Raw genomic sequence first — 24,229 nt, forward strand, 5'->3', positions numbered from 1 at the left:
TTGGTATTATTGAGAATAACGGGTGGTTCAAGCCATCCGTGACTGAAAAATGCGAAAACAACAGAGGGAAACAACCGCAATGGTTGCTCCCTCGTATTATTATCTCACTTTGTCGCGTGCGAGCATTTGAGAGCAAATAACCAACACGAGAGAGACGATAAGCATCAGCGTCGCCAGAGCATTCACTTCTGGAGAAACGCCAACCTTAACCATTGAGTAGATTTTCAGTGGCAAGATTTCGTAGCTTGGACCTGTCACGAACGAACTGACGATGACGTCGTCCAAAGACAGGGTAAAGCTCAACAACCAGCCCGCAGCCACAGCGGGTGCAGCCAGAGGCAGAATGATTTTCGTCAGAATCGTCCACTCACTTGCAGCCAAGTCTTTCGCTGCTTCAAGCATACGCGCATCAAAACCATTCAGTCGGCTGTAAACCGTCACCACAACAAACGGCAGGCAGAAGGTAATATGTGACAGCAGCAGGGTCAGGAAGCCCAGTTGCGCACCCATCAGCACGAACAATGCCAACAGCGAGATTGCCATTACGATGTCAGGAGACATCATTACCACGAACAGCATGCCATTCACGAAGCCTTTACCACGGAAGCGGTAACGGAACAGTGCAACTGCTGTCAGGCTGCCAATAATTGCTGCGGCTGTTGCCGAAAACACCGCGATTGTCAGTGAGTTCCATGCGGCCTGTACCAGGCTGTCGTTATTAAGCAGTAGGGTGTACCACTTTGTGGTAAAACCTTTCCACTCCATCCCGAACTTGCTTTCGTTAAACGAGTTAACGATAAGAATGACAATAGGGATGTATAAGAATGCATAAACCAGCGACATAAAGCTGGTACGGAAAAATTGACTCATTCCAGCTCTACCCTCTTGTTAATCAGCTTTCCAACCCGCCAGTAGGCGAACAGCAGTAGACCCATCAATACGGTCAGTGAAATACTCGCTGCGGAACCAAACGGCCAGTCTCGAACATTGAGGATCTGACTCTTGATGACGTTACCAATCAACAGGTTCTTCGCGCCGCCCAGCAGGTCAGATACATAGAACATACCCAGGGCAGGAAGGAGAACCAGAAGACAGCCAGCGATGATGCCCGGCATGGTCAAAGGCAGAATGACTTTGATAAATGCCTGAAGCTTGCTTGCGCCTAAGTCTTTCGCGGCCTCAAGATAGCTGTTGTCCAGCTTCTCGATACTTGAGTAAAGCGGAAGAATCATAAATGGCAGCAGGATATAAACGAGGCCAATCATCACCGCATACTCGGTGTACATAATACGTAGTGGCTTATCGATGATGCCCAACGTCAGCAGGCCTTCGTTAAGCAAACCACGGGTACCCAGGAAAATTTTCAGGCCGTACGTACGGATCAGCGAGTTAGTCCAGAAAGGAATAATCACCATAAACAGCATCACAGGACGCCATTTCACTGGCATGCGCGCAATAATGTACGCAAACGGGTAACCAATCAGCAAACAGAGCAGGGTAGCTATGGCTGCCATATAGAATGAATGCCAAACCACCTTCGCGTAGAGCGGGTCCATCAACTTGGCGTAGTTGCTCAAGGTGAAGGTCATCTCAATCAGGTTTGCGTCATCGCGGGTCAGGAAGCTGGTGACAATAATCATCAGGTTCGGGATAAACACGAACAGCAGCAACCAACCTACAATCACGCCAATGATGGCGTTTTGGAGATTAAGCTTCTTCATCAGGCAGTACCACTTCCCAGCTTTCAACCCAGGTAATCGCGACTTTCTGATCCAAAGAGTGGTCTACATCTGGATCGTCTTCGTTGAAGAACTCGCTGACCATAACTGACATGCCAGATTCCAGCTCTAGCACTGAATCCAGTGTCATGCCCTTGTAGTTGCGCTCGCGAACGTAACCGATAATGCCATTGCCAGAATCTGCCGCTTCGATTTCTTCGATACGCAGGTCTTCAGGACGCAGCAGGACTTTTACGCGGTCGCCCGCTTTGACGTCCAACTTACAGTAAACCTGACATTCACGGCCTTCGATAGTCGCGGTAATACGTTGCTCATCAATACGCGAAACGACATCAGCATCGAACACGTTGATTTCACCAATGAAGCGCGCCACAAAAAGGTTAGAAGGTTCTTCGTAGATTTCACGAGGGCTGCCATCCTGAACCACATCACCTGCTTTCATTACGATGATACGGTCAGACATCGACAGGGCTTCTTCCTGATCGTGAGTAACGAAGATGAAAGTAATGCCAAGCTTGCGCTGGAGCTGTTTCAGTTCCATCTGCATTTGTTTGCGCAGTTTGTAGTCCAGCGCGGAGAGAGACTCGTCCAACAGGAGTACTTTTGGTTTGTTAACCACGGCTCGTGCAATTGCAACACGCTGTTGCTGACCGCCTGAAAGTTGATGAGGTTTACGGGGGGCGAATTTCTCAAGTTGAACCATGCGAAGGGCTTCCATCACACGTGGTTCGATTTCACTTTCAGCCACTTTCTGCATACGCAGGCCAAAAGCAACGTTGTCGAACACAGTCATGTGTGGAAACAGTGCATAACTCTGGAAAACGGTATTTACATGACGTTGTTCTGCGGGGATAGCAGTCACGTCTTGTTCATCAATGATAATTTGGCCATCGTCTGCATCTTCAAGACCAGCAATCAATCGAAGTACTGTGGTCTTGCCACAACCTGACGGACCTAGAATCGTTAAAAACTCACCGTTGTGTATTTCAAGATCAAAGTTCGAAATGATCTCTTTGCCATCAAAGCTCTTGCACAGTCTTTTCAACTGGACAACGGGTTTTTTAATTGGTTGTGTTGCGTTCAATTCTACTCTCACTCCTTACACCGTGGGCGATTAGCTAAGTAAAAATTCCCCTAAAAATAGACGGCGCATGATAGACGCGCGAATCATGAAGTTAAAGCGTTTTTTTATGTTTTATCGGCAATTTTTCACCCTAAAATTGACGCGGTACAGGAATTTGTAGAAACCGCGAGCAAATCCGATTCTTACTACCTGCGTCTATAAATTGGGGACGAAGGCGTTCGGTAGTATAGACCGTTAAGGTGACGTCTAAAAATGCGACACCTTGAGACGTGTTCAAAAAATATCACCTATAACTTTAAGAGTGGGGAGATTTCTTAGGCTAAAGACAAAAGTTACTTTGCTATGAATAAACAACAGTTGAGCAACGCACTTCACGTTGGCGGCACCCTAGAAAATGCGCTGAGTGGCAATTATACGCTAAGTGCTTCCAGTGTGGTTCAAGAAGCGGTCAAGCTGACGCAGAAGCATTTTTGGCAATTCCTGCCTGCGACAGTGGTTTTGACCATTGCGCATGTGTTGATTTTCCTTGTTGCGCTTACGATTATGCAGGGCACACCCTATACGGTGATGGAAGCCTTTATCGGGAAACGGCAAATGACACCTGATCTTTTGGCGTCAGCCAGAATTGCTGTTTTCGCTGCAACAGTATTATCGGCACCGCTATATGCAGGGGCGAGCCTTATGGGCCTAAGCCATGCCATCGGGTTTCGAACCAAGCCACGACACATTATTAAGGGTTTGGCTTATGCACTTGCCGTAACGCTGGCCATGAGCTTTATCAACGCATTACAAAGCTTCAGCAGCCAACTCATCCCGTTGCTGGGAATCTTCCTCGGCATTACCTTCTCCATGACCATTCTGCTTATCTGTGAAAAGCGGTTGCGCCCGGTAGAGGCGATGATCGTTTCATTTAGGGCGATTATAAAAAAACTGATACCATTGACCTTGGTTTACATCGTCATTGCTATCTTGTTTGTCTTTTCTTATGCGACAGCAGGGTTGGCCTTGGTCTGGGCGCTACCATTCATGTTCAATGTGAAGGGCGTGCTTTACCGAGAAATGTTCGGTGTTGGTATTGAAGTGACCGTGTCACAAGAAGGCGATGATGATTCTTCTTCTGATGACGGTAATAAAGAGGTTTTCAACGCCTAAATGAAGCTTTCTCATGCTGTATTGGCTTCGGCTCTATTTATTTCTGCGTGTAGCGACGCCCCACAAACCCCTCTCACTGTAGACACACTCCAACAGGCTGCTCCGCCACCTTCGATGGTCGAGAAGCCTGATTTTGGTTCTTACCAAATGGTTGATGAGAAGAAAAAAGCGTTCGTGGATTTTATGAAACCCGGCATCAACTATATCAACGGACTGATTGAAAACGCGCGCACACGACTGGTTGAATTGGAAAAAGGAAAAACGCCAACGACAGAAGACAAAGCGTTCATTGCCCGTGTCGCCGAGTTGTTTAATCTGACGCTTCCAGAAGCAGGTGCTGATCAAAAATGGTATCAAGAAGCACTTAAACGTGTAGATGTGATACCTACAGATCTTGTTTTAACTCAGGCAGCTAAAGAATCTGGATGGGGTACATCACGCTTTGCCCGTGAAGGAAATAACTACTTCGGACAGTGGTGTTACACTTCTGGCTGCGGCATGGTGCCAAGCGCACGTTCGCAGGGTAAAACCCATGAAGTCGCCGTGTTCAAAGACACTTATCAATCAATTCGAGCGTATTTCCTTAACGTCAACCGTAATAAAGCGTATGCCCCGTTGCGAGATATTCGTGCTGAACTGAGAAAATCAGGTGAGCCGGTTACCGGCGTTGCATTGGCTAATGGATTGAAAAGCTACTCTGAACGCGGCCAAGCTTACGTCGATGAAGTGCAAAGCATGATTCGATACAACCAGAATTATTGGAGCCAAGGATGATTAGAGGACTTACGGCAGTCTTAATGGCCGCTGTAATTTCATCACCTGTCGCTGCGGCGCAGGTGAAATTCAGTTACAGCAAGCTATATACCCAGCTTAAGCATAACTATGGTGAAAACCATCCAGATGTGAAAATTGGATATTTTATGATTTCACCTACCGATGGGGACACTTGCCAAATCACCAAAGCCTGGATGACCAAAAAAGCGCATTACGAAGAATTTGAGATCCCGGCATCGCAAGAACTCCCACTGCCTATCGACAGTCACCTTCGTAAAGTGAATCCGGATGTGTTCATTGAGACCGCTGGCACTCAAGCCTGTGATATTTCATTTCAGGTAATGGCAAAGAAAAGTTTCGGCTCAGAAGTGACGGAAGAACAGGTCAATAATCTTGTCCCTCAGATGACGACCATGATGCAGGATTTGGGGGGGATGTTTTCTTCCTGGTTTATGCCGGAGGTTGAAGGGGTGACCGTTCATTTTGCTGATGTCCAACCCGAACTAAAAACCTCAGAAGGACGCGCCATTAATGTGGAAGGGAAAGTTGCCATTATCCGTTTGAATGAGATGAAAACTGGAGAACGTGTTTTCTTTCCGCAAAAGCCACTGAAAGTCACGCCTTGGATCCCGCAAAATTAAACCTTTAGTCGCCTCGTTAGCCATGGTTGTGGGGAGGCACTAATCAGGTCGCCTGAATGGAATTGGACATAGGCGGTTTCGGATTTTTCACCCAGGGATTTCAACGCTTCTAAAAGATACGTATAATCCACCGCCTGTTAAAATACACCGTTGACTCAGTCGACACTTTGAGAACGCCAATGAATCAGAAAGATACGAGAAAAGAGACACTTGAATTCAACAAACTCCAAAAACGCCTGAGGAGGAATGTTGGTAGTGCTATCGCCGACTATAACATGATCGAAGAAAATGATGTTGTGATGGCATGTATCAGCGGTGGTAAAGATTCATTTGCTATGCTCGATATCTTACTGAACTTGCAGGCGGCAGCACCTGTAAAGTTTGATGTAGTTGCGGTCAACTTAGATCAGAAACAACCTGGTTTCCCAGAGCATATTCTACCTGAGTACTTCGAAAGCCTGAATATCCCTTATTACATTGTCGATAAAGATACCTATTCAGTTGTTAAAGAAAAGGTCCCTGAGGGAAAGACGACCTGTGGTCTTTGTTCGCGTTTACGTCGAGGGACTTTATACTCATTTGCAGAGAAAATTGGTGCGACCAAATTAGCACTTGGCCATCACATGGATGATATCGTTGAAACTATGTTTCTCAATATGTTCCATGGCTCCCGGTTGAAAGCAATGCCGCCAAAATTGCGCTCAGATGATGGAAGAAATGTTGTTATCCGGCCTCTAACTTATTGCCGAGAGAAAGATCTAGTTAAGTACGCTGAGCATAAAAACTTCCCAATCATTCCTTGTAACCTTTGTGGGTCACAAGAAAATCTCCAGCGTCAGGCAATCAAATCGATGCTAAACGAGTGGGATAGAAAAACACCTGGCCGCGTGGAGAGTATCTTTAAGTCCATCCAAAATGTTAGCCCAAGTCAATTGGCAGACCGAGAGCTCTTCGATTTTGTTAATTTACCTCTGGATCGTGAAGGCAACCGCGGTGAATATGAGTTCAGTGAGGCAGTAGTGTCATCGACAAACATTGACGAATCACTTTTTATTGACGTCACTAACGTGTAGTCATGCACTTCATTTATAAATTGCAACATAAGAAGGGAGCCATCGGGCTCCCTTTCTGTATCCATTCCTGAACATTATCCCTGATGTTTTCCTGAAGTTCGTATGAATAAAAACTGCCATATCAAATTCAATGGATGGCAGCTATTTCTATAAAGTCTTGTTTCTTTGAGTATCAACGCCTCTCAGTGTCCGGCAGACGGACAAAGTAAGCCCTTTGGTGGCAACATTTTATTAGCAACATTACCGTTAGATGACAGGTCGAGACTGCGTTGTAGAGGTGGTGTGCATGAGCAGTGAAGTTGTTACCCGTTATTCACTTATTTTGTCGGCTTTTTGCTTTTTGCTTGGTGCGCTGATGACAGTGTTAGACGTCTTTCTCCGTGCTATTTGGAACGCTAATTTGCCAGGAGTCATCGAAGCGACTGCTTTGTCTATCGGCTTAGGGGCGCTGCTCTCAATGCCGGCTTGTTATCTTAAGGATTCCAATGTTACGGCGCGCCTGCTTAGTGAGTTGAAACCTAAATTATTCAAGCGCCCACTTCTTATCTTAGGTAGCGCTTTTTCACTTGTGTTTGCCATTTCGCTTTTCTACATCATGACAACGTATGTCATAGAAAGTTGGGGCACACCAGAATCCACGCCAGATTCGGGTCTCCCAAAAGATTTGCTGCTCTTGCTTATCTCCCTGTCTTTCTTTATCGCAATATTAGCGGCATCTAGGCGTTTGACCAAAGCACTGAAGGGAGTCGACTAAATGGATGTGGGGATCGTAATCGGTGGTATTGGTTTTGCTGCGACATTGGTGCTTATCCTCCTCGAAGTGCCAGTTGGCGTTGCAATGGGACTGGTCGCACTGGCAGGTTGCAGTTATATCATCGGTACTGAAGGGATGCTGACAATTGGGGCCACTACCATTTGGGAGTCTCTGACTAATTACACCCTCGCTATGCTCCCGCTTTTTGTTTTTATGGGTAATATTGCAGTGCAATGCGGGCTATCGAGTCGACTCTATGAGGCCATGCGAACGTTGTTAGGCCATCAGCGGGGTGGTTTAGCCATGGCGACGATCAGCGCATCTGCAGGGTTCGGTATGATCTCTGGCTCTTCTCTTGCTACAACAGCAACAATGGGGCGAATAGCATTGCCGGAAATGGCGCGAGCAGGTTATTCACAAAGTCTGGCCTCGGGCACGGTAGCAGCTGGCGGCACATTAGGCATTTTGATTCCACCCTCGACAGTGTTAGTGATTTATGCGTTTCTCGCAGAGCAATCTATTCGTCAACTCCTTTTAGCCACTGCTGGCCCCATTTCCATTGCTATTCTGCTTTACTTCTCTGCCATCTGGTTTTCACTAAAAATTAGCCGCTCAAGCGCTACTGAGCGCCCAAGATCCTCTAAGCAGGAAAGATTGAATGCTTGGAAAGAATTGGGGCCGCCAGTAAGTGTTTTCAGCTTGATTATGTTAGGTCTATATAGTGGCTACTTTACGGCTAACGAGACGGCGGCTGTGGGGTTAGTGCTTGTGATCGGATATGGCGTGCTCAGTCGACGCCTTTCTAAAAAAGGATTTATTGAAGCCGCAACGGATACAGCCAAAACTTGCGGTGCTCTCTATCTCGTGCTCATCGCTGCAAATTTATTCAACTTTTTCCTCGCGCTTTCCGATTTACCTTTTTCATTGACGGCGATTTTTTCCGGTGTTCTCGATTCACCACTGATGGTGATTCTCTTAATGACATGCATCTATCTGGTTTTAGGAACCCTGATGGATAGCCTGGCGATGTTGTTATTGACCGTTCCGCTATTTGTCCCTGTCGCGGATGCCGCAGGTATAGACCTGATTTGGTTCGGTATTTATGTGGTTATGGTCGTAGAAATGGGGCTGATTACACCACCTGTAGGAATGAATTTATTTGTCTTAAAGGCGACGAATGCAGACATACCCATGGTTGCTCTTTGGAAAGGGGTTCTGCCGTTCGTCGCCGCAGATTTTATACGGATAGGCTTGATTATCGCCTTTCCAGTACTGGTTATGTGGCTGCCCGATGCTGCCAGATAGCATCTGACTCAAGGAGGGTCGTTTTATGAAAAAGACAATGCACTTTTTGTTCGTAAAGTCAGGCTTGCTTGCCGTTTTGCTTTTGCTGACGGGATTTGACGCTATTGCAAAGCAAATGAGGGTGTCATCCTTTGAACCAGCCAAAGGTTTTTTTTCTCAAACACTTCAGGCTTGGATTGATGAGGTAAACCCCAAATTAACAAAGGGATATAGATTTAAACTGTATCCCGGATCCATCCTAGGCGCTCCACCAGCTCAGGCCGAGTTAGTGGCAAAGGGCGTTGCTGATGTTGCTTTCGTTGTTCCTACTTACACCTCAGGTCTGTTTCCCATGACTACAGTTTCCGAAATACCCGGACTAGTCAAAGACTCGAAAACGGGCACGCGAATACTAAACACCCTCAAACAAGAAGGCCTGTTGGGCACTGAATTCGCAGATTTTAAGGTGATCGCATTGTTTACCACACCGGGGTATCGGATCTTCAGCGCCGATAAAGAGATCAAAGTCCCGAGCGACTTATCAGGCATCAAAATGCGGTCTCCTTCACCTTACGGCTCCGAGTTACTTAATGAAATGGGGGCTTCTGGAGTTCCTATTCCAGCTCCACAAGTTTATGAAAATATGGAGAGAAATGTTGTAAGCAGTGCAGCATGGACAATGGATGCGTATAAGAGCTTTCGGCTGTATGAAGTCGCTCCGAATGTGACGAACACACGCTTCATTGCGACACCATTGGCTTTTCTGATGAACAAGAAAACCTATGAGCGTCTGCCAGATAAGGATAAAGCAGCTATCGATTCTATGTCTTTAAGCGAAAGAAGCGCCTGGGTAGCTGAGCGTATCGATGCTAGCGAGACAGATATTGAAGCGCAGATGAAAGCTAAACCTGATGTCCACTTTATACAGCTTAATACAGAGCAAAACGCAGCATGGACTGATGCTTTTGTCGATGCGAGAAACTTGTGGCTATCAGGAAAGCCAGATGGCGCTGAGGTAGTACTAAAAAGGGCAATTGAGATTGCTGAAGAATGAGTGAGTACCTTTATAGACATTGTAATTTAAGGAAAAAAGGGGACTGAATTTTGGCGATATGTGCTTTAGGTTACCTCGGCATTGGCTCTGACAAATTGGATGACTGGGCTTCTTTTGCCAGTCACATCCTTGGGATGCAGAAAGTTGACCGAGCAGGTCATTCATTGTCGTTTCGCATGGATGATAGAGAGCAGCGTCTCCATATTTCAGGTGAAAAAGGAGATACGCTCGCTTTCATTGGTTGGGAAGTAGAGTCTGTTGATGATTTAACATTTTTCGCTGCAAAGCTAGATGCTGCAGGGTATCAAGTTAACCTGGGTACACAAGAACTTGCAGGCAGACGCTTTGTTGATGCGCTCATTTGGTTTTTCGACCCCATGGGTAACCGTGTTGAGCTCGTATTTAACCCTGCAATCACTTCAGACCCCTTTATTCCTGGCCGCCCAATTGATGGATTTAATACAGGTCCCCTCGGTATGGGGCATGCTGTGCTGCACGTGGAAAATATTGAAGTCATGTTGCCTTTCTACCGAGATATTCTGGGTTTTAATGTCTCTGATTACGGCCAGTCTCCTTACGGCATGTACTTTTTCCACGTCAATGGGAGACATCATAGTTTTGCGATGATTGGATCTGGACAGGCTGGCTTTCATCACTTTATGGTCGAATACCAAAATCTTGATGACGTTGGACAAGGCTACGATCTAGCGCAACTCAGAGAAGATAGCATTGCTTACACGCTTGGACGGCACACCAACGACTACATGACGTCTTACTATGGTTACTCACCTTCCGGTTTTTTTGTAGAAAGTGGTTGGGGGGGGAGAGTCATTGATACTTCCACATGGAAGCCACATGAAACCACGGTCGGGCCGAGCTTCTGGGGTCATGAACGCCTTTACCTTCCCGAAGATGGCGGACGCAAAAGGCTTCGAGCCATGCGTCTTCAAGCTGCCGCCGAAGGGTTAAGAGCGCCCCCCATTATCGATTGCCCTTGGCTATACAACAAACTTACTTCTCAAAGGTGAATCACAATGAAAATCGCTGCTGAACATGACATTTATGATGTCGTGGTAGTTGGTTTGGGCCCAGTGGGAGCCACGCTGGCGAATTTACTCGGTATGTCGGGTGCCAAAGTGCTCGTACTAGAGCGAGAGGCATTGGCTTATCACCTACCAAGAGCCGTTCATTTTGACGATGAAGTGATGAGGGTTTTCCAATGGATTGGTATTGCAGAAAAGCTCTTGCCTAAGATACGCATCAACCCTGGGATGAAGTTTGTTTCAGGCGATGGCGAGCTTTTGTTGGACTGGCCAAGGCCACAGGAAGAAAGTCAGCATGCCTGGCATCCCAGTTGGCGGTTCCATCAGCCGGATTTAGAGGCCTCACTGAGGCAAGCGCTAGAGACTTACCCAGACGTGACGATAATGAATCGTTGCGAAGCTTTCATGATCGATGGTTTGCAGGACGAAGTGTCTATTCGATTTGAGAACATGTCCAACGGAGAAATCAAACATGTTAGGGCCTCTTATCTCGTTGGGTGTGATGGGGCGCGATCTCTTGTAAGGCGTTTTATTGAATCTCCAATGAAGGACTTTGGGTTTCATGAGCGTTGGTTAGTCGTTGACACTGTGTTGAAAACAAACAAACCAAGCCTTGGTGATCACTCCATCCAGTATTGTGACGCGACCCGGCCAGCGACATACATAAGAGGTCCTGGCAAGCGCCGACGCTGGGAGATATCCGTTAATCCTAGCGAAAATAGTGTTGATATAGCGAAAGAAGAAAGTGTCTGGAATCTTCTTGCAGCATGGTTGACACCAGATGAGGCAGAAATTGAAAGAAGTGCTGTTTATACCTTTCATTCTCTTGTGGCTAAAACATGGAGTAAAGAACGCCTATTCATCGCTGGGGATGCCGCCCATCAGACGCCGCCATTTATGGGGCAGGGAATGTGTGCAGGTATTCGAGATGTTGCAAATTTGGCATGGAAGTTGGTTGCCTGTTTACGCCACGGACATAACCCAACACTTTTAGACACTTATCAAACTGAAAGAAAACCCAATGCAGAGGCCTTTATAGAAACGGCGATCAGGCTTGGACATTTGATAAATACGGCAAATGGCAAGCCTGCGCTAGAAGCTGCAATAAAAAGTGATGATGGACATAGAGAGATGACATCACTTTATCCTCCTCTTGGCCAAGGGCTTGGCGACGGCGTGCATTGTGGGAAACAGTTTAGTCAGCCCAAAAATCATCTTGGTCAACGAATGGACGACTTGTATCCATACGAGTGTTTGTTTGTCGTTGAGAACGCAATGGAAAATGAAGTTAAACAACTTACAGGTATTGATGTCGCATCGACTTCAGAGTTTCCGTCACTCAAATACTACCTCGATGGGCTCGATGCTAAAGGTGTTTTGTTACGCCCTGACAGATACATATTGGGCACGGGAAATACGGTAGATGAGATCGTTGAACTGATATCACTCCTACCGTATGACATTAAAAATGGAGAAGGCATAAAATGAAATTTTGTTCATTTAAAGCAAAAGGAAGAGAGTCTTTTGGCATAGTGAAAGACTCTGGCATTGTTGATTTAGGCAAACGTACACATTTTTGTTCTCTGAAGGACTTTATTGCTATGGGGGACTTGGTAAACATCGACGCTCTCACCAAAATTCCCTCTGATTATGCCTTCGATGAGGTCGAGCATCTGCCTGTGATACCAAATCCCGATAAGATTATATGTGTAGGCCTTAACTATCATGATCACATTAGCGAAACGGGCAGGGAAGAAACCCCAAATCCTGTTTTATTTGCTCGCTTTTCTGGTAGCCAAATTGGCCATAATGCTAATCTTATCAAACCATTAGAATCAGATAAGTTTGACTATGAAGGTGAGTTAGCCGTCATTATTGGTAAAGAATGCAGACGTGTTCCTGAGGAAAAAGCACTAGATGTAGTGGCTGGCTATGCGTGTTACAACGATGCGTCAGTACGTGATTGGCAGAAGCATACCCATCAGTTTATGCCGGGTAAAACATTCTACGGAACAGGCCCATTTGGCCCTTGGATGGTGACCTCGGATGAAATACCGGACCCTTCAAAACTGCATTTGCAAACACGATTGAATGGAGAAGTGATGCAAGATACCACCACGAATTTAATGATTGCTTCTGTTCAAAGGCTCATTGCTTATTGTTCAACTATTCTTCCATTGTTACCTGGTGACGTTATTGTTTCTGGTACGCCCGGTGGCGTGGGTGCTCGTCGTAATCCGTCAGTCTTTATGAAAGAAGGTGATGTTTGTGAAATTGAAATTTCGGGTATTGGAATACTGAAAAACCGCGTTATTTCAGAGAAGTAGGATTTAGTCAGGAGAAGCGATGCATACACGTTATTCAGATACAGTCAGGGCATTAAAGCGGGGATTGGACGTATTAAAGTTCATCAATCGTCAAGGTGTTTGCAAAGTGTCTGAAATCGCAACTGCATTAGACATACCCAGACCTACCGTTTATCGCTTATTAGAAACGCTGGAAGAGGAGGGCTATGTTGCATTTTCCTCCACTTCGAAACGTGTTCGGGTGACACGGATGGCTGCCTCGCTAAGTGATGGGTTTGCCGCCACAACTGAAGTCTGTCAATTGGCTGGCCCACTGCTTGCCAAGTACTCGAAAAAGCTAGTATGGCCTTTAGATTTGTCTACCTATGACAACGGGGCAATGGTGATACAAGAAACTACGCATATGAGGAGTCCTTTATCCATAGATAGAGGAATGTCTGGCTTTAGATTACCTATGCTAAGAACTTCACCAGGACGTTGTTATCTGGCGTTTTGTCCTCCGGAAGAACGAAGGATGATTATTGAGCATATTCGGCGACTCCAAGATCCCCTTGATCCTCCGTTTTTGCTCGACCATGTTTTGCTTGCCATGATCAAAGAGGTTCAATTTAATGGTTATGCAACGCGTATTGGTCAAGAGTTTCAGTCAAAGACGTCATCGTTCGCGGTACCTGTTTTTTCATCAGGTCGGGTCGTCGCATGCGTTTCTATGGTTTGGACAAGAGAGGCTATGACGCTAAAGCAGTCCCTGAAGATGGCGGAGAAGGAAGTCAAAGAAATAGCAACAAAGATTAAAGCGGGACTGGATACATAAGGTAGAAGCGAAAAGTAAACATCTAACACTTACTGAGGTGGGTCGTTTAGGGTTGAAAAAAGCGCCTTTCGGCGCTTTTGGAAATATTCAAATTAACCCAATCCAACATTGGGGGCGAGTGGGCTAACATAGCCGTCAGGTTTAATAGCCAATACGTCGCAATTGAGTTGGTCAATGGTGTGCTCTGCTGTATTGCCTATAAAGATAGCGGACAGGCCGACACGCCCTGTAGTTCCCAGTATCACCAATTCGGCATCTAACTCTTTGGCAACGGCGGGGATAACATCCTCGGGTAAGCCTTCCATACAGAAAGTCTGATCTTCATCAATGCTATGTTTTTGCCGCAGCGCTTTCATTTGAAGCAAGTGATGGCCCCTTACAGCATCGGTATAGGAAGCAGGATCGAACTCGGGCAGTTCAATGGTGACATTCACCGGTGTCGCAGGATATGCGTTGACCAGATTCACTTCTGCGGTGAGAAGTTTGCTCATGGCCTTGGCTTCATCGATGAGCTTATCGTTGAGCGGCTCATGGGTTTCATTTTCAGAAGAGACGTTCACCGCAGTAAGAATTTTTCCGTTTTCAGGCCAGCTATGTTCTTTAACCAAAAGAACCGGACAAGGGCACTTGCGGAGCAAATGCCAGTCGGTAGGAGTGAAGATCAGTGAACCGAGCTTGTCGTGTTGATGTGTCGCTTTGATTACCAGATCATGTTCGCCATCAAACACTTTTGCGATCATGCTTTCGTATGGACGGTTATGCCAAACAACGTGTTTAACGATCTCAAGCTCTTCAGACGCATTCTTTTCAATGACTGAGTCTATCCACTCTTCACGTTGCTTAAGCACTCCTGCTCGCATTGCCTGACGCTCTTCTGCAGAAAGCATAGAGGTCATTTCATAAGAAAAGTCATAAATGGCAAGGAACAGGGTGATTGTCACTGGTGCACAGGATTTTCTTGCGATGTCCTTCGCACGGGACAGAGCAGGCTGTTCTTCATGGTCGGGATCTATAGCGACGAGCAAGTTGGTATATCTGTTCATAACAACCTCCAGCTTTGTGATGCCGATACTTTAATTTAACTCATTGTGGCAGGATCTTGCGATAAATTCAGATAGATATAAGCCAAAAAAGAGAAATGGCGCGTATAGCGCCATTTCGAGATCTATGTTTAAAGAAGGGTTTACTTGGATACACCTGCTAAACGGCTCAGTTCTTCATGATCAAGAATGGTGATATATTTGCCTTTTACACTCAGCATGCCACTTTTCTGAAAACGACCCAGCAGGCGGCTGATGGTTTCAACAGTCAGGCCAAGATAGTTACCGATATCACCACGTGTCATGGTAAGGCGAAATTCTTTCGCTGAGAAACCACGTGCAGAAAATCGGGTAGACAGGCTATGAAGGAATGCTGCAAGGCGCTCTTCAGCATTTTTCTTAGAGAGAAGCAGGATCATTTCCTGGTCGCCTTTAATTTCACTACTCATCAAACGCATGATTTGCTGGCGTAGCTTGGGCATTTTACCTGACAGGTCATCGAGTATTTCGAATGGAATCTCACATACCATAGAAGTTTCCAACGCCTGAGCAAAACTAGGGTGGGACATATGGTTAATTGCATCAAAACCCACTAAGTCACCAGCTAAATGGAAGGCTGTAATTTGTTCATCACCTTGTTCTGTGATGGTGTAGCTCTTGATAGTGCCTGAACGAATGGCATACAGAGAACGAAGTTGATCACCGGCTTGGAATAAAGGCTGACCTTTTTGAATCGGCTTTTTACGCTCGATAATTTGGTCAAGCTGATTCAGTTCACTCTCGCTTAACGTAAAAGGGATACAAAGCTGACTGATGCTACAGTCCTGACAATGGATTGCGCAACCACCAGATTGAACACGTTTAGTAGGAATTTTGTCTTGAATCATGAGCCTGCTTAGCCGAATTGATTTGAGTCAACATTTTACCATTTCCTAAAAAGAAAGCGAGACTTAGTACAACTGATTGTATACAGAATAAGCGGTAATAATTCCATACATTAATAGTATCAATGATGATAATCTTCTAAAAATCAAGTTGTTAAGTAGGTTTCTTGTTACTTCTGCAGCAGAGCCAACCAAAATCATTGCGGGGAGGGTACCTAAACCAAATGCGAGCATTATCAACAATCCATCTAACGCATTTCCGGCCACTGCGGCCCAACTCAGAGCTGAATAAACGAGCCCACATGGTAACCATCCCCACAGCATACCAAACGGCAGAGCTGCAAAAGGCGATTTCAGCGGTAGCAACTTAGACGAAAGTGGAGAAACTCGCTTCCAGAGTAGCTGTCCCAAACGCTCTATGTGGGCGAGACCATTCCAGAAACGGCCTATATAAAGCGCAAGAAGAATCATCATGATGGCTGCGACCAATCTGAGCCAAAGAAGCTCTTGTGTTACTAGAGTAACGCTCATCACTCCAGAAACTAAACCGCCAGAAATTGCCCCGATTATTCCATAAGAAAACAGGCGACCGCCATTATAGAAAAGCAGGAAGGGAAGTTTATGTTGGTTTTGTGGAGTACCGATAGAAACGGCAGCGGCGACGCCGCCGCACATGCCTAAACAGTGACCTGCGCCGAGCAGGCCAACCGTGAAGGCAGCGAACAGATCAGTGACGGGCATCTACTTATCGTCCGAGTTAATGCCATCCTCTCTCTTGGACTGGGAAGAAGAATCGTCGTCGTCGAGAAGAATATTCATGCCTTGTCTTTCCAAATCTTCAAATTGCTCTGATTTCACCGCCCAAATGAAAATACCGACGGCAACGCACACCAGAACAATAGCAATAGGGATGAGGATATAGAGACTTTCCAAACTGTTACACTCCCTTCAGCGTTTCAATCAAATCTTTTTTATACAAACGGAGCGAGTTTGTAACAACGATTACCGAACTGCCGGACATACCTGCTACGGCCACATATGGTGCGACAAATCCCATCACCGCCAGTGGCAAAATCACCAGGTTGTATCCTAAAGCCCAGGCCAGATTCTGCCGAATAATTTTTTGTGTAAAAGCCGCCAATTTGCGTGCATCAAGCAGTTTTGTCAGGTCATCACCCAGTAAGACCATGTCGGCAGAAGCCTTGGCGACGTCCGTGCCGCTTCCCATAGCAACCGATAGGTGTGCGCCGGCTAAAACTGGTGCATCATTCACACCGTCACCAATCATCATAGTGATTTGGTCGCCCGGGAGGAAGTTCAAATACTCGAGCTTACCCTGCGGAGAAACACCTGCGACTAACTCGTCAATACCAAGTTTGTCAGCAACGGCTTGGGCGGTGGCTGAATTGTCACCCGTCAACATCGTGACTTTGATGCCCGCTTCGTGGAATTTATCGATTAGCGTTTTACTGGACTCACGGATCGGGTCAACCAAAAGGAAAGAGGCAATTGCTTCGCCATCTCGTGATAACCAGATTTGGTGAGGACTATGTTCAGCAATGGTTGAGTTGCTTAGTGCAAATTCAGGTTTACCGATCCGCCATTCATCGCCTTCGAATTGACCTTTTAAACCTTCACCGATGACGTTTTCTACGGTCTCTACGCCTTCAGCTTTGTCGAAATCGCAAAAGGCTTCCGAGATAGGGTGGTTGGCATAGGATTCCAAAGACGCAGCGATTGAGGTTGCCCGCTTCGCATCGATGTTCGCGTAAAGCTGGGTCTCAGAAATCGAAACGTTACCTTCGGTTAGTGTGCCGGTTTTATCAATGACTACACGGTTAATGTGCGTCAGCGTTTCAAATACATGACCCCGACGCAGAAGAATACCTAATTTGCCAAAGGTTGATGTCGAGCAAGTCAGTGCGGTTGGTGTCGCCAATGACAATGCACAAGGGCAGGTAGCTACCAGAACAGAAAGCATAATCCAGAAAGCATCTTCTGGGCGGTGGCTTTGCCAATACCACCAGGTGCAGGCTGATATAATCAGAATTGCTGCAACAAAGTAACGCGCTACGATATCGGCGACCTCTGCCACTCTTGGCTTGGCGAGCTGTGCAGCATCTTGAAGCTGAACGATATGCGCAATAAGCGAGTCTTTTTTCTCAGCGATAACCTCAACATCGACGTTTCCATCGATATTCATGGTGCCCGCAAAGACTTTATCTCCGTTTTGTCGAGACTCAGGCATAGATTCGCCAGTGAGCATAGACTCATCGACTGTTGTCACACCCTCAACGACTAAACCATCAGCAGGGAAGGGTTCACCGGGAAGAACACGGACAACGTGACCAATAGTTAAGGATTTCGCGGGAATTTGTTCACCTGATGATAGCGTTGCCAAACGCGGTATCAGCTTGAGAAGGTTCGCGCTGGCGGCTGCAGCTGTTCTTCGTGCTCGCATTTCCAGAAATCGCCCTATCAACAGGAAAAAAGTAAACATGGCGATAGACTCAAAGAAGACTTCCCCTTTACCAGTCATGGTGGCATACAAGCTGGCGAAATAAGCGAACAGGAGCGCTATAGAGACAGGGACGTCCATCCCCAGCGTTCTTGCCTTCAGGTTCCGCCAGGCATTGACATAAAACGGCATCGCAGAATAAAGAAGAACGGGGGTGGCGAAGATCAAACTAACCCAGCGGAAGTAGTCGCGAAAAGACTCATCCATATCGCCAAACACTTCGAAGTACATTGCTACCGCAAGCATCATGACTTGCATGGTAGCGAGCCCTGCGATACCCAGCTTATACAGGTATTGCTTCATAGTGTGATGATACTGTGCTTCCTGGTTGTCCGCTTCAAAAGGAGCTGCTTTGTAGCCAAGTGCATGGATCTTGTTTAGTAGGGTGCTTAGCTTGGTCTTAGATGGTTCCCAACGAAGTGTGGCACGGTTTGTGGTGGTGTTAACGCGAATACGAGATACACCTTCCTGATTGTTCAACTGCTTCTCAATCAGCCATGCACAAGCTGCACAAGATACACCATCAACGGACAGCACCACCTCGTCGATGCCATCTTCATGACGCACGAACTCCTGTTGGACATCTTCGTTGTCATAAAGTGAAAGGGATTGAAGTTCTTCTGGAACAAGGTTGGCTTTTTCAGCTGGTGCCGTGCGGTATTCATAGTAAGAGGTGAGGCCGCTTGCCACTATCGTAGTGGCGACCGCTTCACACCCAGGGCAACACATGATGCGGTAAACACCCTGAATTTCGACTTTATAGGAGTCACCAGTGAGAACCGGCTCTCCACAGTGATAACAGTCTTTTGTCATTCCTTGCTCTGACCATACAACTTAACAGGGTCTTCAGAGGGGAAATTCGCTCGGCCGTTCAAGGCCCATGTTCCATCAAATGCGTTTACTTCAACATACCAGGGGCCAGAGAGCGGTTCACTCAAAGACAGTCGATAACGGCCAGAAGCGTCGGCATTAACCATTTGTTCAATATCTCTATCAGCAAGTGTACGGTGTTGGAATGTAATTTTTAGCGTAGGATATTGCATGAGCTCACCTTTATCCAAGGTGAAAACTGCAGTGTCATTCTGTGCAGACAGGAAAGCGGAGATGGAAAGTTCATCGGCTTTCTTTAAGCGGGATATATCGAGGTTAATTCCTTTACCTTCTTTGTAATAGTCTTCCGCTACAAGAGATACCTGATTTTTACTGAAAAGAGTAAAGGTAAAAAGACTAGCAACTACAACGCTGCCTGGAAGGGCAATCAGGAACCAGGGCCAGAACTGCTTATACCATGGCTTATTCATATCGCTTTCCTGTGTGTACTGAAATTCTTGGGGAAAAAAGCCCCTATAAGCAGGGGCTTAACAAATAAAATAATAATTTTATTGATTTTGTGGTGTGCCTAGCTGCCAAACGTAAGCAGAAAGCAACTGGATCTTATCTTCGTCCAGTATGTCTTTCCATGCTGGCATAACGCCTTGACGTCCGTAACGGATGGTTTCTTCAACCGCTTTACGCGAACCGCCAAATAACCATACGTTGTCTGTCAGGTCAGGTGCACCAAAGGCTGGGTTACCTTTACCGTCAGTGCCGTGACAGGCTGCACACACTACAAAGCGTGTTTTACCTTTCGCCGCTTCCTGGGCATCAACCTTGCGACCAGACAGGCTCAGTGTGTAAGAAGCTACTTCACGGACGCCGTCATCACCTAAAGCGTCGATCCATGAAGGCATGTTACCCACACGACCGTGCAATATAGTTGCCTTGATAGTATCTGGCTCGCCACCATACAGCCATGCTTTATCAGTCAGGTTAGGAAAGCCCGACTGGCCGCGTGCATCAGAGCCGTGGCACTGAGCACAGTTCTGGATGAACAGACGCTGGCCTACCTTGATTGCTTCTGGATTCTTAGCAATTTCAGCAATTTCCAACAGCTCATCTGAACCTGGTTTGTAAGCGAGCTTACGGTAGGTTTCACCAAAGATAGCATTTGCAGTGGTTAACTCACGCGCGTATTGATTAATAACATCGCTGTCTGCGAGTCTCTGACGAGACTCTTCAATGTTTGCAACGTCCTGCGCGGAACTCTGCCAGTTAAATACGCCTTTCCAGTTACCCAGACCAGGATACAGTACGAAGTAAACTGCACCGAATACGATGGTCGCCCAAAACATGTACGACCACCACTTAGGCAGTGGATTATTCAGCTCACGAATACCATCGTATTCGTGGCCCATATCTTCACCATCAGCTACGCCATCAAGGTCTTTGCCACACCAAATAATCAGTGCGGCACAACCTACTAACGTACCGATAGTAATGACAGTGATAAATAGACTCCAAAACGTAGTCATTTGTTATCTTCTCCTGTCTTTTTATCGCCCTTTTCCTCATCAGCGAAGACGAGGTTAGCAGCTTCGTCGAATTCCTTTTTACGGCGACTGCTATAGGCCCAAAGCACAATCACAATGAAGCAGACGAAAATCGCTAGCGTCCATAGGGCATGAAAAGATGCCATAAGAGCTCCTTACTTCATCGCGTGGCCGAGTGACTGCAGGTAAGCGATGACGGCGTCCATCTCAGTCTTACCTTCAACGTCTGTTTTCGCATTTGCGATTTGTTCATCAGTGTATGGAACACCGAACATATCGCGGAAAACAGTCAGTTTCTTAGCTGTGTTGTCGCCAGTCAGAACATTCTCTTCCAACCAAGGGAAGCCAGGCATGTTTGACTCAGGCACAACCGCACGAGGATCGATAAGGTGAACGCGGTGCCACTCATCAGAGTAACGGCCACCAACGCGCGCCAAATCTGGACCTGTACGCTTGGAACCCCACAGGAATGGGTGTTCCCAAACACTTTCACCCGCCACAGAGTAGTGGCCATAACGCTCAGTTTCTGCGCGGAATGGACGGATCATTTGACTGTGACATACGTTACAACCTTCACGGATGTATATGTCACGCCCCTCCATTTCAAGCGCAGTGTAAGGGCGCAGATTATCGACAGGCTCGGTCGTTTGCTTTTGGAACAGCAGTGGCGTGATTTCAACAAGCGCGCCCATGCTGATAGCAATGACCGTTAGAATGGCGAAAAGACCAACGTTCTTTTCAACTATTTCATGACGACTAGAACTCATTCGTTGGTCTCCTTATGCTGCTTGCTCGACGGATTTGAGGCTTGCTTTTGGTGCGGCAATGGTCTTGTAGGTGTTGTAAGCCATTAAGATCATGCCTGACCAGAAGATTGCGCCACCAACGAAACGAACAAAGTAGAACGGATAAGAAGCTTCCAAAGACTCTACAAAGCTGTAAGTCAGCGTGCCGTCAGTGTTAACTGCACGCCACATCAGACCCTGCATTACGCCGGAAATCCACATTGCAACGATGTACAGCACGGTACCAACAGTTGCTAGCCAGAAGTGGACGTTGATCAGGTTGATAGAGTACATACGCTCTTGCCCGAACAACTTAGGTACCAGATGGTACACTGCACCGATAGAGACCATAGCCACCCAGCCTAACGCGCCTGAATGAACGTGGCCGATTGTCCAATCGGTGTAGTGTGACAGTGCGTTGACTGTCTTGATTGCCATCATCGGGCCTTCGAAGGTAGACATACCGTAGAAAGACAGAGAAACAATCAGGAATCGGAGGATTGGGTCATAACGCAGTTTGTGCCAAGCACCTGACAGCGTCATGATACCGTTTATCATGCCACCCCAAGATGGGGCAAACAGGATAACAGACATAACCATACCCAGTGACTGAGTCCAGTCAGGTAAGGCTGTGTAGTGCAGGTGGTGAGGACCCGCCCAGATGTACAAAGATACCAGCGCCCAAAAGTGAACGATAGAAAGGCGATAGGAGTAAACCGGACGACCTGCTTGTTTAGGTACGAAGTAATACATCATACCCAAGAAACCTGCAGTCAAAAGGAAGCCTACAGCATTGTGACCGTACCACCATTGGATCATGGCATCTATTGCGCCTGCATATATCGAGTAAGACTTCATTCCAGATACTGGAATAGCCATGCTGTTCACAATGTGCAGGACAGCGACGGTGATGATGAATCCACCGAAAAACCAGTTCGCTACGTAAATGTGCGAGGTTTTTCTTTTGATTAGCGTTCCGAAGAACACAACGGCGTATGAGACCCATACAACCGCAATAGCGATATCGATTGGCCATTCCAGCTCTGCATATTCTTTACCGCTGGTGAAACCCATTGGTAGTGTTATTGCTGCAGACAGAATGATTGCTTGCCATCCCCAGAAGGTAAACTCGGCCAGCTTGCCTCCGAACAGCCTTGTCTGACAAGTGCGCTGCACAACGTAATAAGACGTCGCAAACAGTGCGCTTGTACCGAACGCAAAAATCACCGCATTAGTATGCAGTGGGCGTAAACGGCTATAAGTCAGATAAGGAATGTCGAAGTTCAGCGCGGGCCATACCAGCTGAGCGGCAATTAGAACACCAACACCCATGCCCACAATTCCCCACAGGATAGTTACCAGGGTGAATTGACGGACAACGCGGTAGTTGTATTCCAGTTCAAGCTGCTTTTCTTGGCTCATATTGCATGCTTCCACTTTTTGATTACTACACTCACGTATTACAAAGTGACTCAAACGTCACAATGCCACCCCAGGAGCAATGCAATGCGAATAGTGATTGATTTATACCCACTTGATGCATTCCATTGCTATTTCATTGTAAAAGTGGCATTTTCGATAGTGATAATACTTCAGTTATTCAGTTAAATACAGGGTCGCACCTTCACTCGATTTACGCTCGGGTAACATTTCTACTAAAACTTTGAGCTCTGTAACACGGGAAAAGTATAGTTCTTATGGCAGCAGAAAAATTAACCACAGGTCGTTTAGTTCAAATATTAGTCGTTATGGCTGTACTCATAACTGCATTTATCTGGAGAACGCTAGAACACAATGAACCCGCCACCATGGTGAAATGTTCTGTTGTGGCGGGTGCTTGCAGCGTTTCTTTAAACGCTGAAACGATCGAGATTAAGACTGAAAATCAAGATGATAATTCACGGGTTTTAGTAGTACATTCAGTGTATGAACCAGGTGAACTTCGTTTGTTAGGTGACCCTGAAATTGTCATAACTTCTAAGAAAATTATGAAAAGTGCTGGAAAAAAAAGCGCCTATATTTATGCTTTACCCGATGATGTTAAATATGAGTCAATGCAAAAATGGATTTTAATCATTGATCGAGATCAATTGGTAATTAACTTTTAACATCGAATTAATAATTGTGCGAAATGGATTAACAATTTATGATTTGGACATTCAATTCAAGCGAACTTGCCAAATTTCATACTAAAGTAGCTATAGGCTGCTTTTTTACTGACGACTAGTCTTCTGGATTACTAAAATAAAAAGCTTGGTGACGTACCGCGTTAGCACTTTTAGACGAGAGGTAATGGATGAGATCTGAGGCGTCAGTTGCTATTTCGGCACACTTTTCGCTTTGGGTGTATTGATAGCAACCGATGACGATGTGATTAACTTTTATTCCTTTGTTCTTGGTGTTGTTTTTGTGTGAAAGCTGACAAAGCTTTAAGTGAAGGTCCTCAAGAGAGTGACTGGTTTCTTCGTCATTATCAGGGACGATGACGTATGTTAGGGTTAGCTCGCAATCTGCTTGTGATATGTCATAGGATAACGCCGCAAAAAAGCTCTCTTCCAGTGGCATTGTTAACTGGTCAATCGATTTCTCAGAGACGAGGACAATAACGCCATTAACCAGTGCGACATTCCTTGTGACCCATTTAAACTCTTCTGCGATCATGGAATGAACGAAGGGAGAACAGTGGCGATATCGGACCCGGGGTTCATCTGCTGCGACAGCATATCCATCCTGCACATTATCTGCCAGATAAACCACGTTATTACCTTTTTGGGCGAGACGTTTGCTAATTATTTGTCCTAAAAGGAGATTCGCATTAATTACAATATAAAGCTGGCTGTCCATAGCGCGCGAGGATTTTTGGAAAGATACTGACGATTCTATCGTCTATTAATAGAGAATTCAGTGATTAAGCG

26 protein-coding genes are annotated in these 24,229 nt (G+C 46.2%); 12 read left to right on the forward strand and 14 right to left on the reverse strand.

Going from position 1 to position 24,229, the window contains the following annotated elements; genetic code table 11:
• Positions 1–99 precede the first annotated feature (99 nt).
• From potC to potA, 3 genes are read right to left on the reverse strand one after another with little or no spacing between them, the layout of a single operon-like run.
• On the reverse strand, positions 100–870 hold the full coding sequence (potC, locus tag VP504_RS01905; RefSeq protein WP_325892685.1) for a spermidine/putrescine ABC transporter permease PotC: 771 nt from the start codon (positions 868–870) through the stop codon (positions 100–102).
• Complete coding sequence (potB, locus tag VP504_RS01910) at positions 867–1,724, reverse strand: spermidine/putrescine ABC transporter permease PotB (RefSeq protein ID WP_325893959.1); 858 nt, start codon at positions 1,722–1,724, stop codon at positions 867–869. The genes potC and potB overlap by 4 nt, the downstream gene beginning before the upstream one ends.
• Positions 1,708–2,823, reverse strand: coding sequence for a spermidine/putrescine ABC transporter ATP-binding protein PotA (gene potA / locus VP504_RS01915; protein WP_325892686.1), 1,116 nt, complete (start codon positions 2,821–2,823; stop codon positions 1,708–1,710). The genes potB and potA overlap by 17 nt, the downstream gene beginning before the upstream one ends.
• A 342-nt stretch (positions 2,824–3,165) precedes the next feature.
• On the opposite strand from potA, the gene VP504_RS01920 reads away from it, so the two are divergent.
• The 11 genes from VP504_RS01920 (at position 3,166) to VP504_RS01970 (ending at position 13,718) form a co-directional block, all read left to right on the forward strand.
• Positions 3,166–3,975 (forward strand): hypothetical protein, encoded by an 810-nt coding sequence (locus VP504_RS01920; RefSeq protein WP_325892687.1) that lies wholly within the window; start codon positions 3,166–3,168, stop codon positions 3,973–3,975.
• Entirely contained in the window at positions 3,976–4,749 is a 774-nt protein-coding gene (locus VP504_RS01925; RefSeq protein WP_325892688.1) for a glucosaminidase domain-containing protein, read from the forward strand.
• The gene (locus VP504_RS01930) at positions 4,746–5,390 is read left to right on the forward strand and encodes a DUF2987 domain-containing protein (protein WP_325892689.1); all 645 of its coding nucleotides are present in this window, start codon (positions 4,746–4,748) and stop codon (positions 5,388–5,390) included. Before VP504_RS01925 ends, VP504_RS01930 begins: the two co-directional genes overlap by 4 nt.
• Positions 5,391–5,569: 179 nt before the next feature.
• Positions 5,570–6,463, forward strand: a complete 894-nt coding sequence (gene ttcA / locus VP504_RS01935; protein WP_325892690.1) for a tRNA 2-thiocytidine(32) synthetase TtcA — start codon at positions 5,570–5,572, stop codon at positions 6,461–6,463.
• A 286-nt stretch (positions 6,464–6,749) separates the two neighbouring features.
• Entirely contained in the window at positions 6,750–7,217 is a 468-nt protein-coding gene (locus VP504_RS01940; RefSeq protein ID WP_325892691.1) for a TRAP transporter small permease, read from the forward strand.
• Positions 7,218–8,522 carry a TRAP transporter large permease gene (locus tag VP504_RS01945; protein ID WP_325892692.1) on the forward strand — a complete coding sequence of 435 codons (1,305 nt, stop codon included), beginning with the start codon at positions 7,218–7,220 and terminating at the stop codon, positions 8,520–8,522.
• Positions 8,523–8,547: 25 nt separating this feature from the next.
• Positions 8,548–9,555, forward strand: coding sequence for a TRAP transporter substrate-binding protein (locus VP504_RS01950; protein ID WP_325892693.1), 1,008 nt, complete (start codon positions 8,548–8,550; stop codon positions 9,553–9,555).
• 50 nt (positions 9,556–9,605) lie between these two features.
• Positions 9,606–10,583, forward strand: coding sequence for a VOC family protein (locus tag VP504_RS01955; protein WP_325892694.1), 978 nt, complete (start codon positions 9,606–9,608; stop codon positions 10,581–10,583).
• Positions 10,584–10,589: 6 nt separating this feature from the next.
• Entirely contained in the window at positions 10,590–12,086 is a 1,497-nt protein-coding gene (gene mhpA, locus VP504_RS01960; protein WP_325892695.1) for a bifunctional 3-(3-hydroxy-phenyl)propionate/3-hydroxycinnamic acid hydroxylase MhpA, read from the forward strand.
• The gene (locus tag VP504_RS01965) at positions 12,083–12,925 is read left to right on the forward strand and encodes a fumarylacetoacetate hydrolase family protein (protein ID WP_325892696.1); all 843 of its coding nucleotides are present in this window, start codon (positions 12,083–12,085) and stop codon (positions 12,923–12,925) included. The genes mhpA and VP504_RS01965 overlap by 4 nt, the downstream gene beginning before the upstream one ends.
• 19 nt (positions 12,926–12,944) lie before the next feature.
• A complete protein-coding gene (locus VP504_RS01970; protein ID WP_062706316.1) occupies positions 12,945–13,718 on the forward strand; it encodes a DNA-binding transcriptional regulator in 774 nt (257 codons plus the stop codon).
• Positions 13,719–13,810: 92 nt separating this feature from the next.
• Here VP504_RS01970 and uspE read toward each other — a convergent pair whose 3' ends face one another.
• The 10 genes from uspE to ccoN form a co-directional block, all read right to left on the reverse strand.
• A complete protein-coding gene (uspE, locus tag VP504_RS01975; RefSeq protein WP_325892697.1) occupies positions 13,811–14,761 on the reverse strand; it encodes a universal stress protein UspE in 951 nt (316 codons plus the stop codon).
• A gap of 140 nt (positions 14,762–14,901) precedes the next feature.
• Positions 14,902–15,645 carry an FNR family transcription factor gene (locus tag VP504_RS01980; RefSeq protein WP_062661551.1) on the reverse strand — a complete coding sequence of 248 codons (744 nt, stop codon included), beginning with the start codon at positions 15,643–15,645 and terminating at the stop codon, positions 14,902–14,904.
• A gap of 63 nt (positions 15,646–15,708) precedes the next feature.
• The gene (locus tag VP504_RS01985; RefSeq protein WP_325892698.1) at positions 15,709–16,383 is read right to left on the reverse strand and encodes a sulfite exporter TauE/SafE family protein; all 675 of its coding nucleotides are present in this window, start codon (positions 16,381–16,383) and stop codon (positions 15,709–15,711) included.
• Positions 16,384–16,575 (reverse strand): cbb3-type cytochrome oxidase assembly protein CcoS, encoded by a 192-nt coding sequence (gene ccoS, locus VP504_RS01990; RefSeq protein ID WP_325892699.1) that lies wholly within the window; start codon positions 16,573–16,575, stop codon positions 16,384–16,386. It abuts the gene before it with no gap.
• A gap of 4 nt (positions 16,576–16,579) precedes the next feature.
• On the reverse strand, positions 16,580–18,973 hold the full coding sequence (locus VP504_RS01995) for a heavy metal translocating P-type ATPase (RefSeq protein WP_325892700.1): 2,394 nt from the start codon (positions 18,971–18,973) through the stop codon (positions 16,580–16,582).
• The gene (locus tag VP504_RS02000; protein WP_325892701.1) at positions 18,970–19,461 is read right to left on the reverse strand and encodes a FixH family protein; all 492 of its coding nucleotides are present in this window, start codon (positions 19,459–19,461) and stop codon (positions 18,970–18,972) included. The genes VP504_RS01995 and VP504_RS02000 overlap by 4 nt, the downstream gene beginning before the upstream one ends.
• A gap of 78 nt (positions 19,462–19,539) precedes the next feature.
• Positions 19,540–20,511: a cytochrome-c oxidase, cbb3-type subunit III gene (gene ccoP / locus VP504_RS02005; RefSeq protein ID WP_062706337.1), complete on the reverse strand. Its 972-nt coding sequence runs from the start codon at positions 20,509–20,511 to the stop codon at positions 19,540–19,542.
• Complete coding sequence (locus tag VP504_RS02010; protein ID WP_002537147.1) at positions 20,508–20,675, reverse strand: CcoQ/FixQ family Cbb3-type cytochrome c oxidase assembly chaperone; 168 nt, start codon at positions 20,673–20,675, stop codon at positions 20,508–20,510. The genes ccoP and VP504_RS02010 overlap by 4 nt, the downstream gene beginning before the upstream one ends.
• Before the next feature lie 9 nt (positions 20,676–20,684).
• On the reverse strand, positions 20,685–21,296 hold the full coding sequence (ccoO, locus tag VP504_RS02015; protein ID WP_062706340.1) for a cytochrome-c oxidase, cbb3-type subunit II: 612 nt from the start codon (positions 21,294–21,296) through the stop codon (positions 20,685–20,687).
• A 12-nt stretch (positions 21,297–21,308) separates the two neighbouring features.
• On the reverse strand, positions 21,309–22,736 hold the full coding sequence (ccoN, locus tag VP504_RS02020; protein WP_325892703.1) for a cytochrome-c oxidase, cbb3-type subunit I: 1,428 nt from the start codon (positions 22,734–22,736) through the stop codon (positions 21,309–21,311).
• Between the two features lie 275 nt (positions 22,737–23,011).
• Here ccoN and VP504_RS02025 point away from each other — a divergent pair, with 275 nt between their 5' ends.
• A complete protein-coding gene (locus VP504_RS02025; protein WP_325892705.1) occupies positions 23,012–23,422 on the forward strand; it encodes a hypothetical protein in 411 nt (136 codons plus the stop codon).
• Positions 23,423–23,537: 115 nt separating this feature from the next.
• Here the strand turns inward: VP504_RS02025 and VP504_RS02030 are convergent, their stop codons facing one another.
• Complete coding sequence (locus tag VP504_RS02030) at positions 23,538–24,158, reverse strand: hypothetical protein (protein ID WP_325892706.1); 621 nt, start codon at positions 24,156–24,158, stop codon at positions 23,538–23,540.
• Between the last annotated feature and the right edge of the window lie 71 nt (positions 24,159–24,229).

Origin of the sequence: Grimontia sp. NTOU-MAR1, assembly GCF_035758505.1 — a bacterium.
Taxonomy (GTDB): Bacteria; Pseudomonadota; Gammaproteobacteria; order Enterobacterales; family Vibrionaceae; genus Enterovibrio; species Enterovibrio marinus.

Bases quoted from the DNA above. Each gene is read 5' to 3' on its own strand.
- potC (WP_325892685.1), bottom strand. From the start codon at position 870: ATGAGTCAATTTTTCCGTACCAGCTTTATGTCGCTGGTTTATGCATTC.
- VP504_RS01920 (WP_325892687.1), top strand. From the start codon at position 3,166: ATGAATAAACAACAGTTGAGCAACGCACTTCACGTTGGCGGCACCCTA.
- VP504_RS01925 (WP_325892688.1), top strand. From the start codon at position 3,976: ATGAAGCTTTCTCATGCTGTATTGGCTTCGGCTCTATTTATTTCTGCG.
- VP504_RS01930 (WP_325892689.1), top strand. From the start codon at position 4,746: ATGATTAGAGGACTTACGGCAGTCTTAATGGCCGCTGTAATTTCATCA.
- ttcA (WP_325892690.1), top strand. From the start codon at position 5,570: ATGAATCAGAAAGATACGAGAAAAGAGACACTTGAATTCAACAAACTC.
- VP504_RS01940 (WP_325892691.1), top strand. From the start codon at position 6,750: ATGAGCAGTGAAGTTGTTACCCGTTATTCACTTATTTTGTCGGCTTTT.
- VP504_RS01945 (WP_325892692.1), top strand. From the start codon at position 7,218: ATGGATGTGGGGATCGTAATCGGTGGTATTGGTTTTGCTGCGACATTG.
- VP504_RS01950 (WP_325892693.1), top strand. From the start codon at position 8,548: ATGAAAAAGACAATGCACTTTTTGTTCGTAAAGTCAGGCTTGCTTGCC.
- mhpA (WP_325892695.1), top strand. From the start codon at position 10,590: ATGAAAATCGCTGCTGAACATGACATTTATGATGTCGTGGTAGTTGGT.
- VP504_RS01965 (WP_325892696.1), top strand. From the start codon at position 12,083: ATGAAATTTTGTTCATTTAAAGCAAAAGGAAGAGAGTCTTTTGGCATA.
- VP504_RS01970 (WP_062706316.1), top strand. From the start codon at position 12,945: ATGCATACACGTTATTCAGATACAGTCAGGGCATTAAAGCGGGGATTG.
- uspE (WP_325892697.1), bottom strand. From the start codon at position 14,761: ATGAACAGATATACCAACTTGCTCGTCGCTATAGATCCCGACCATGAA.
- VP504_RS01980 (WP_062661551.1), bottom strand. From the start codon at position 15,645: ATGATTCAAGACAAAATTCCTACTAAACGTGTTCAATCTGGTGGTTGC.
- VP504_RS01985 (WP_325892698.1), bottom strand. From the start codon at position 16,383: ATGCCCGTCACTGATCTGTTCGCTGCCTTCACGGTTGGCCTGCTCGGC.
- VP504_RS01995 (WP_325892700.1), bottom strand. From the start codon at position 18,973: ATGACAAAAGACTGTTATCACTGTGGAGAGCCGGTTCTCACTGGTGAC.
- VP504_RS02000 (WP_325892701.1), bottom strand. From the start codon at position 19,461: ATGAATAAGCCATGGTATAAGCAGTTCTGGCCCTGGTTCCTGATTGCC.
- ccoP (WP_062706337.1), bottom strand. From the start codon at position 20,511: ATGACTACGTTTTGGAGTCTATTTATCACTGTCATTACTATCGGTACG.
- VP504_RS02010 (WP_002537147.1), bottom strand. From the start codon at position 20,675: ATGGCATCTTTTCATGCCCTATGGACGCTAGCGATTTTCGTCTGCTTC.
- ccoO (WP_062706340.1), bottom strand. From the start codon at position 21,296: ATGAGTTCTAGTCGTCATGAAATAGTTGAAAAGAACGTTGGTCTTTTC.
- ccoN (WP_325892703.1), bottom strand. From the start codon at position 22,736: ATGAGCCAAGAAAAGCAGCTTGAACTGGAATACAACTACCGCGTTGTC.
- VP504_RS02025 (WP_325892705.1), top strand. From the start codon at position 23,012: ATGGCAGCAGAAAAATTAACCACAGGTCGTTTAGTTCAAATATTAGTC.
- VP504_RS02030 (WP_325892706.1), bottom strand. From the start codon at position 24,158: ATGGACAGCCAGCTTTATATTGTAATTAATGCGAATCTCCTTTTAGGA.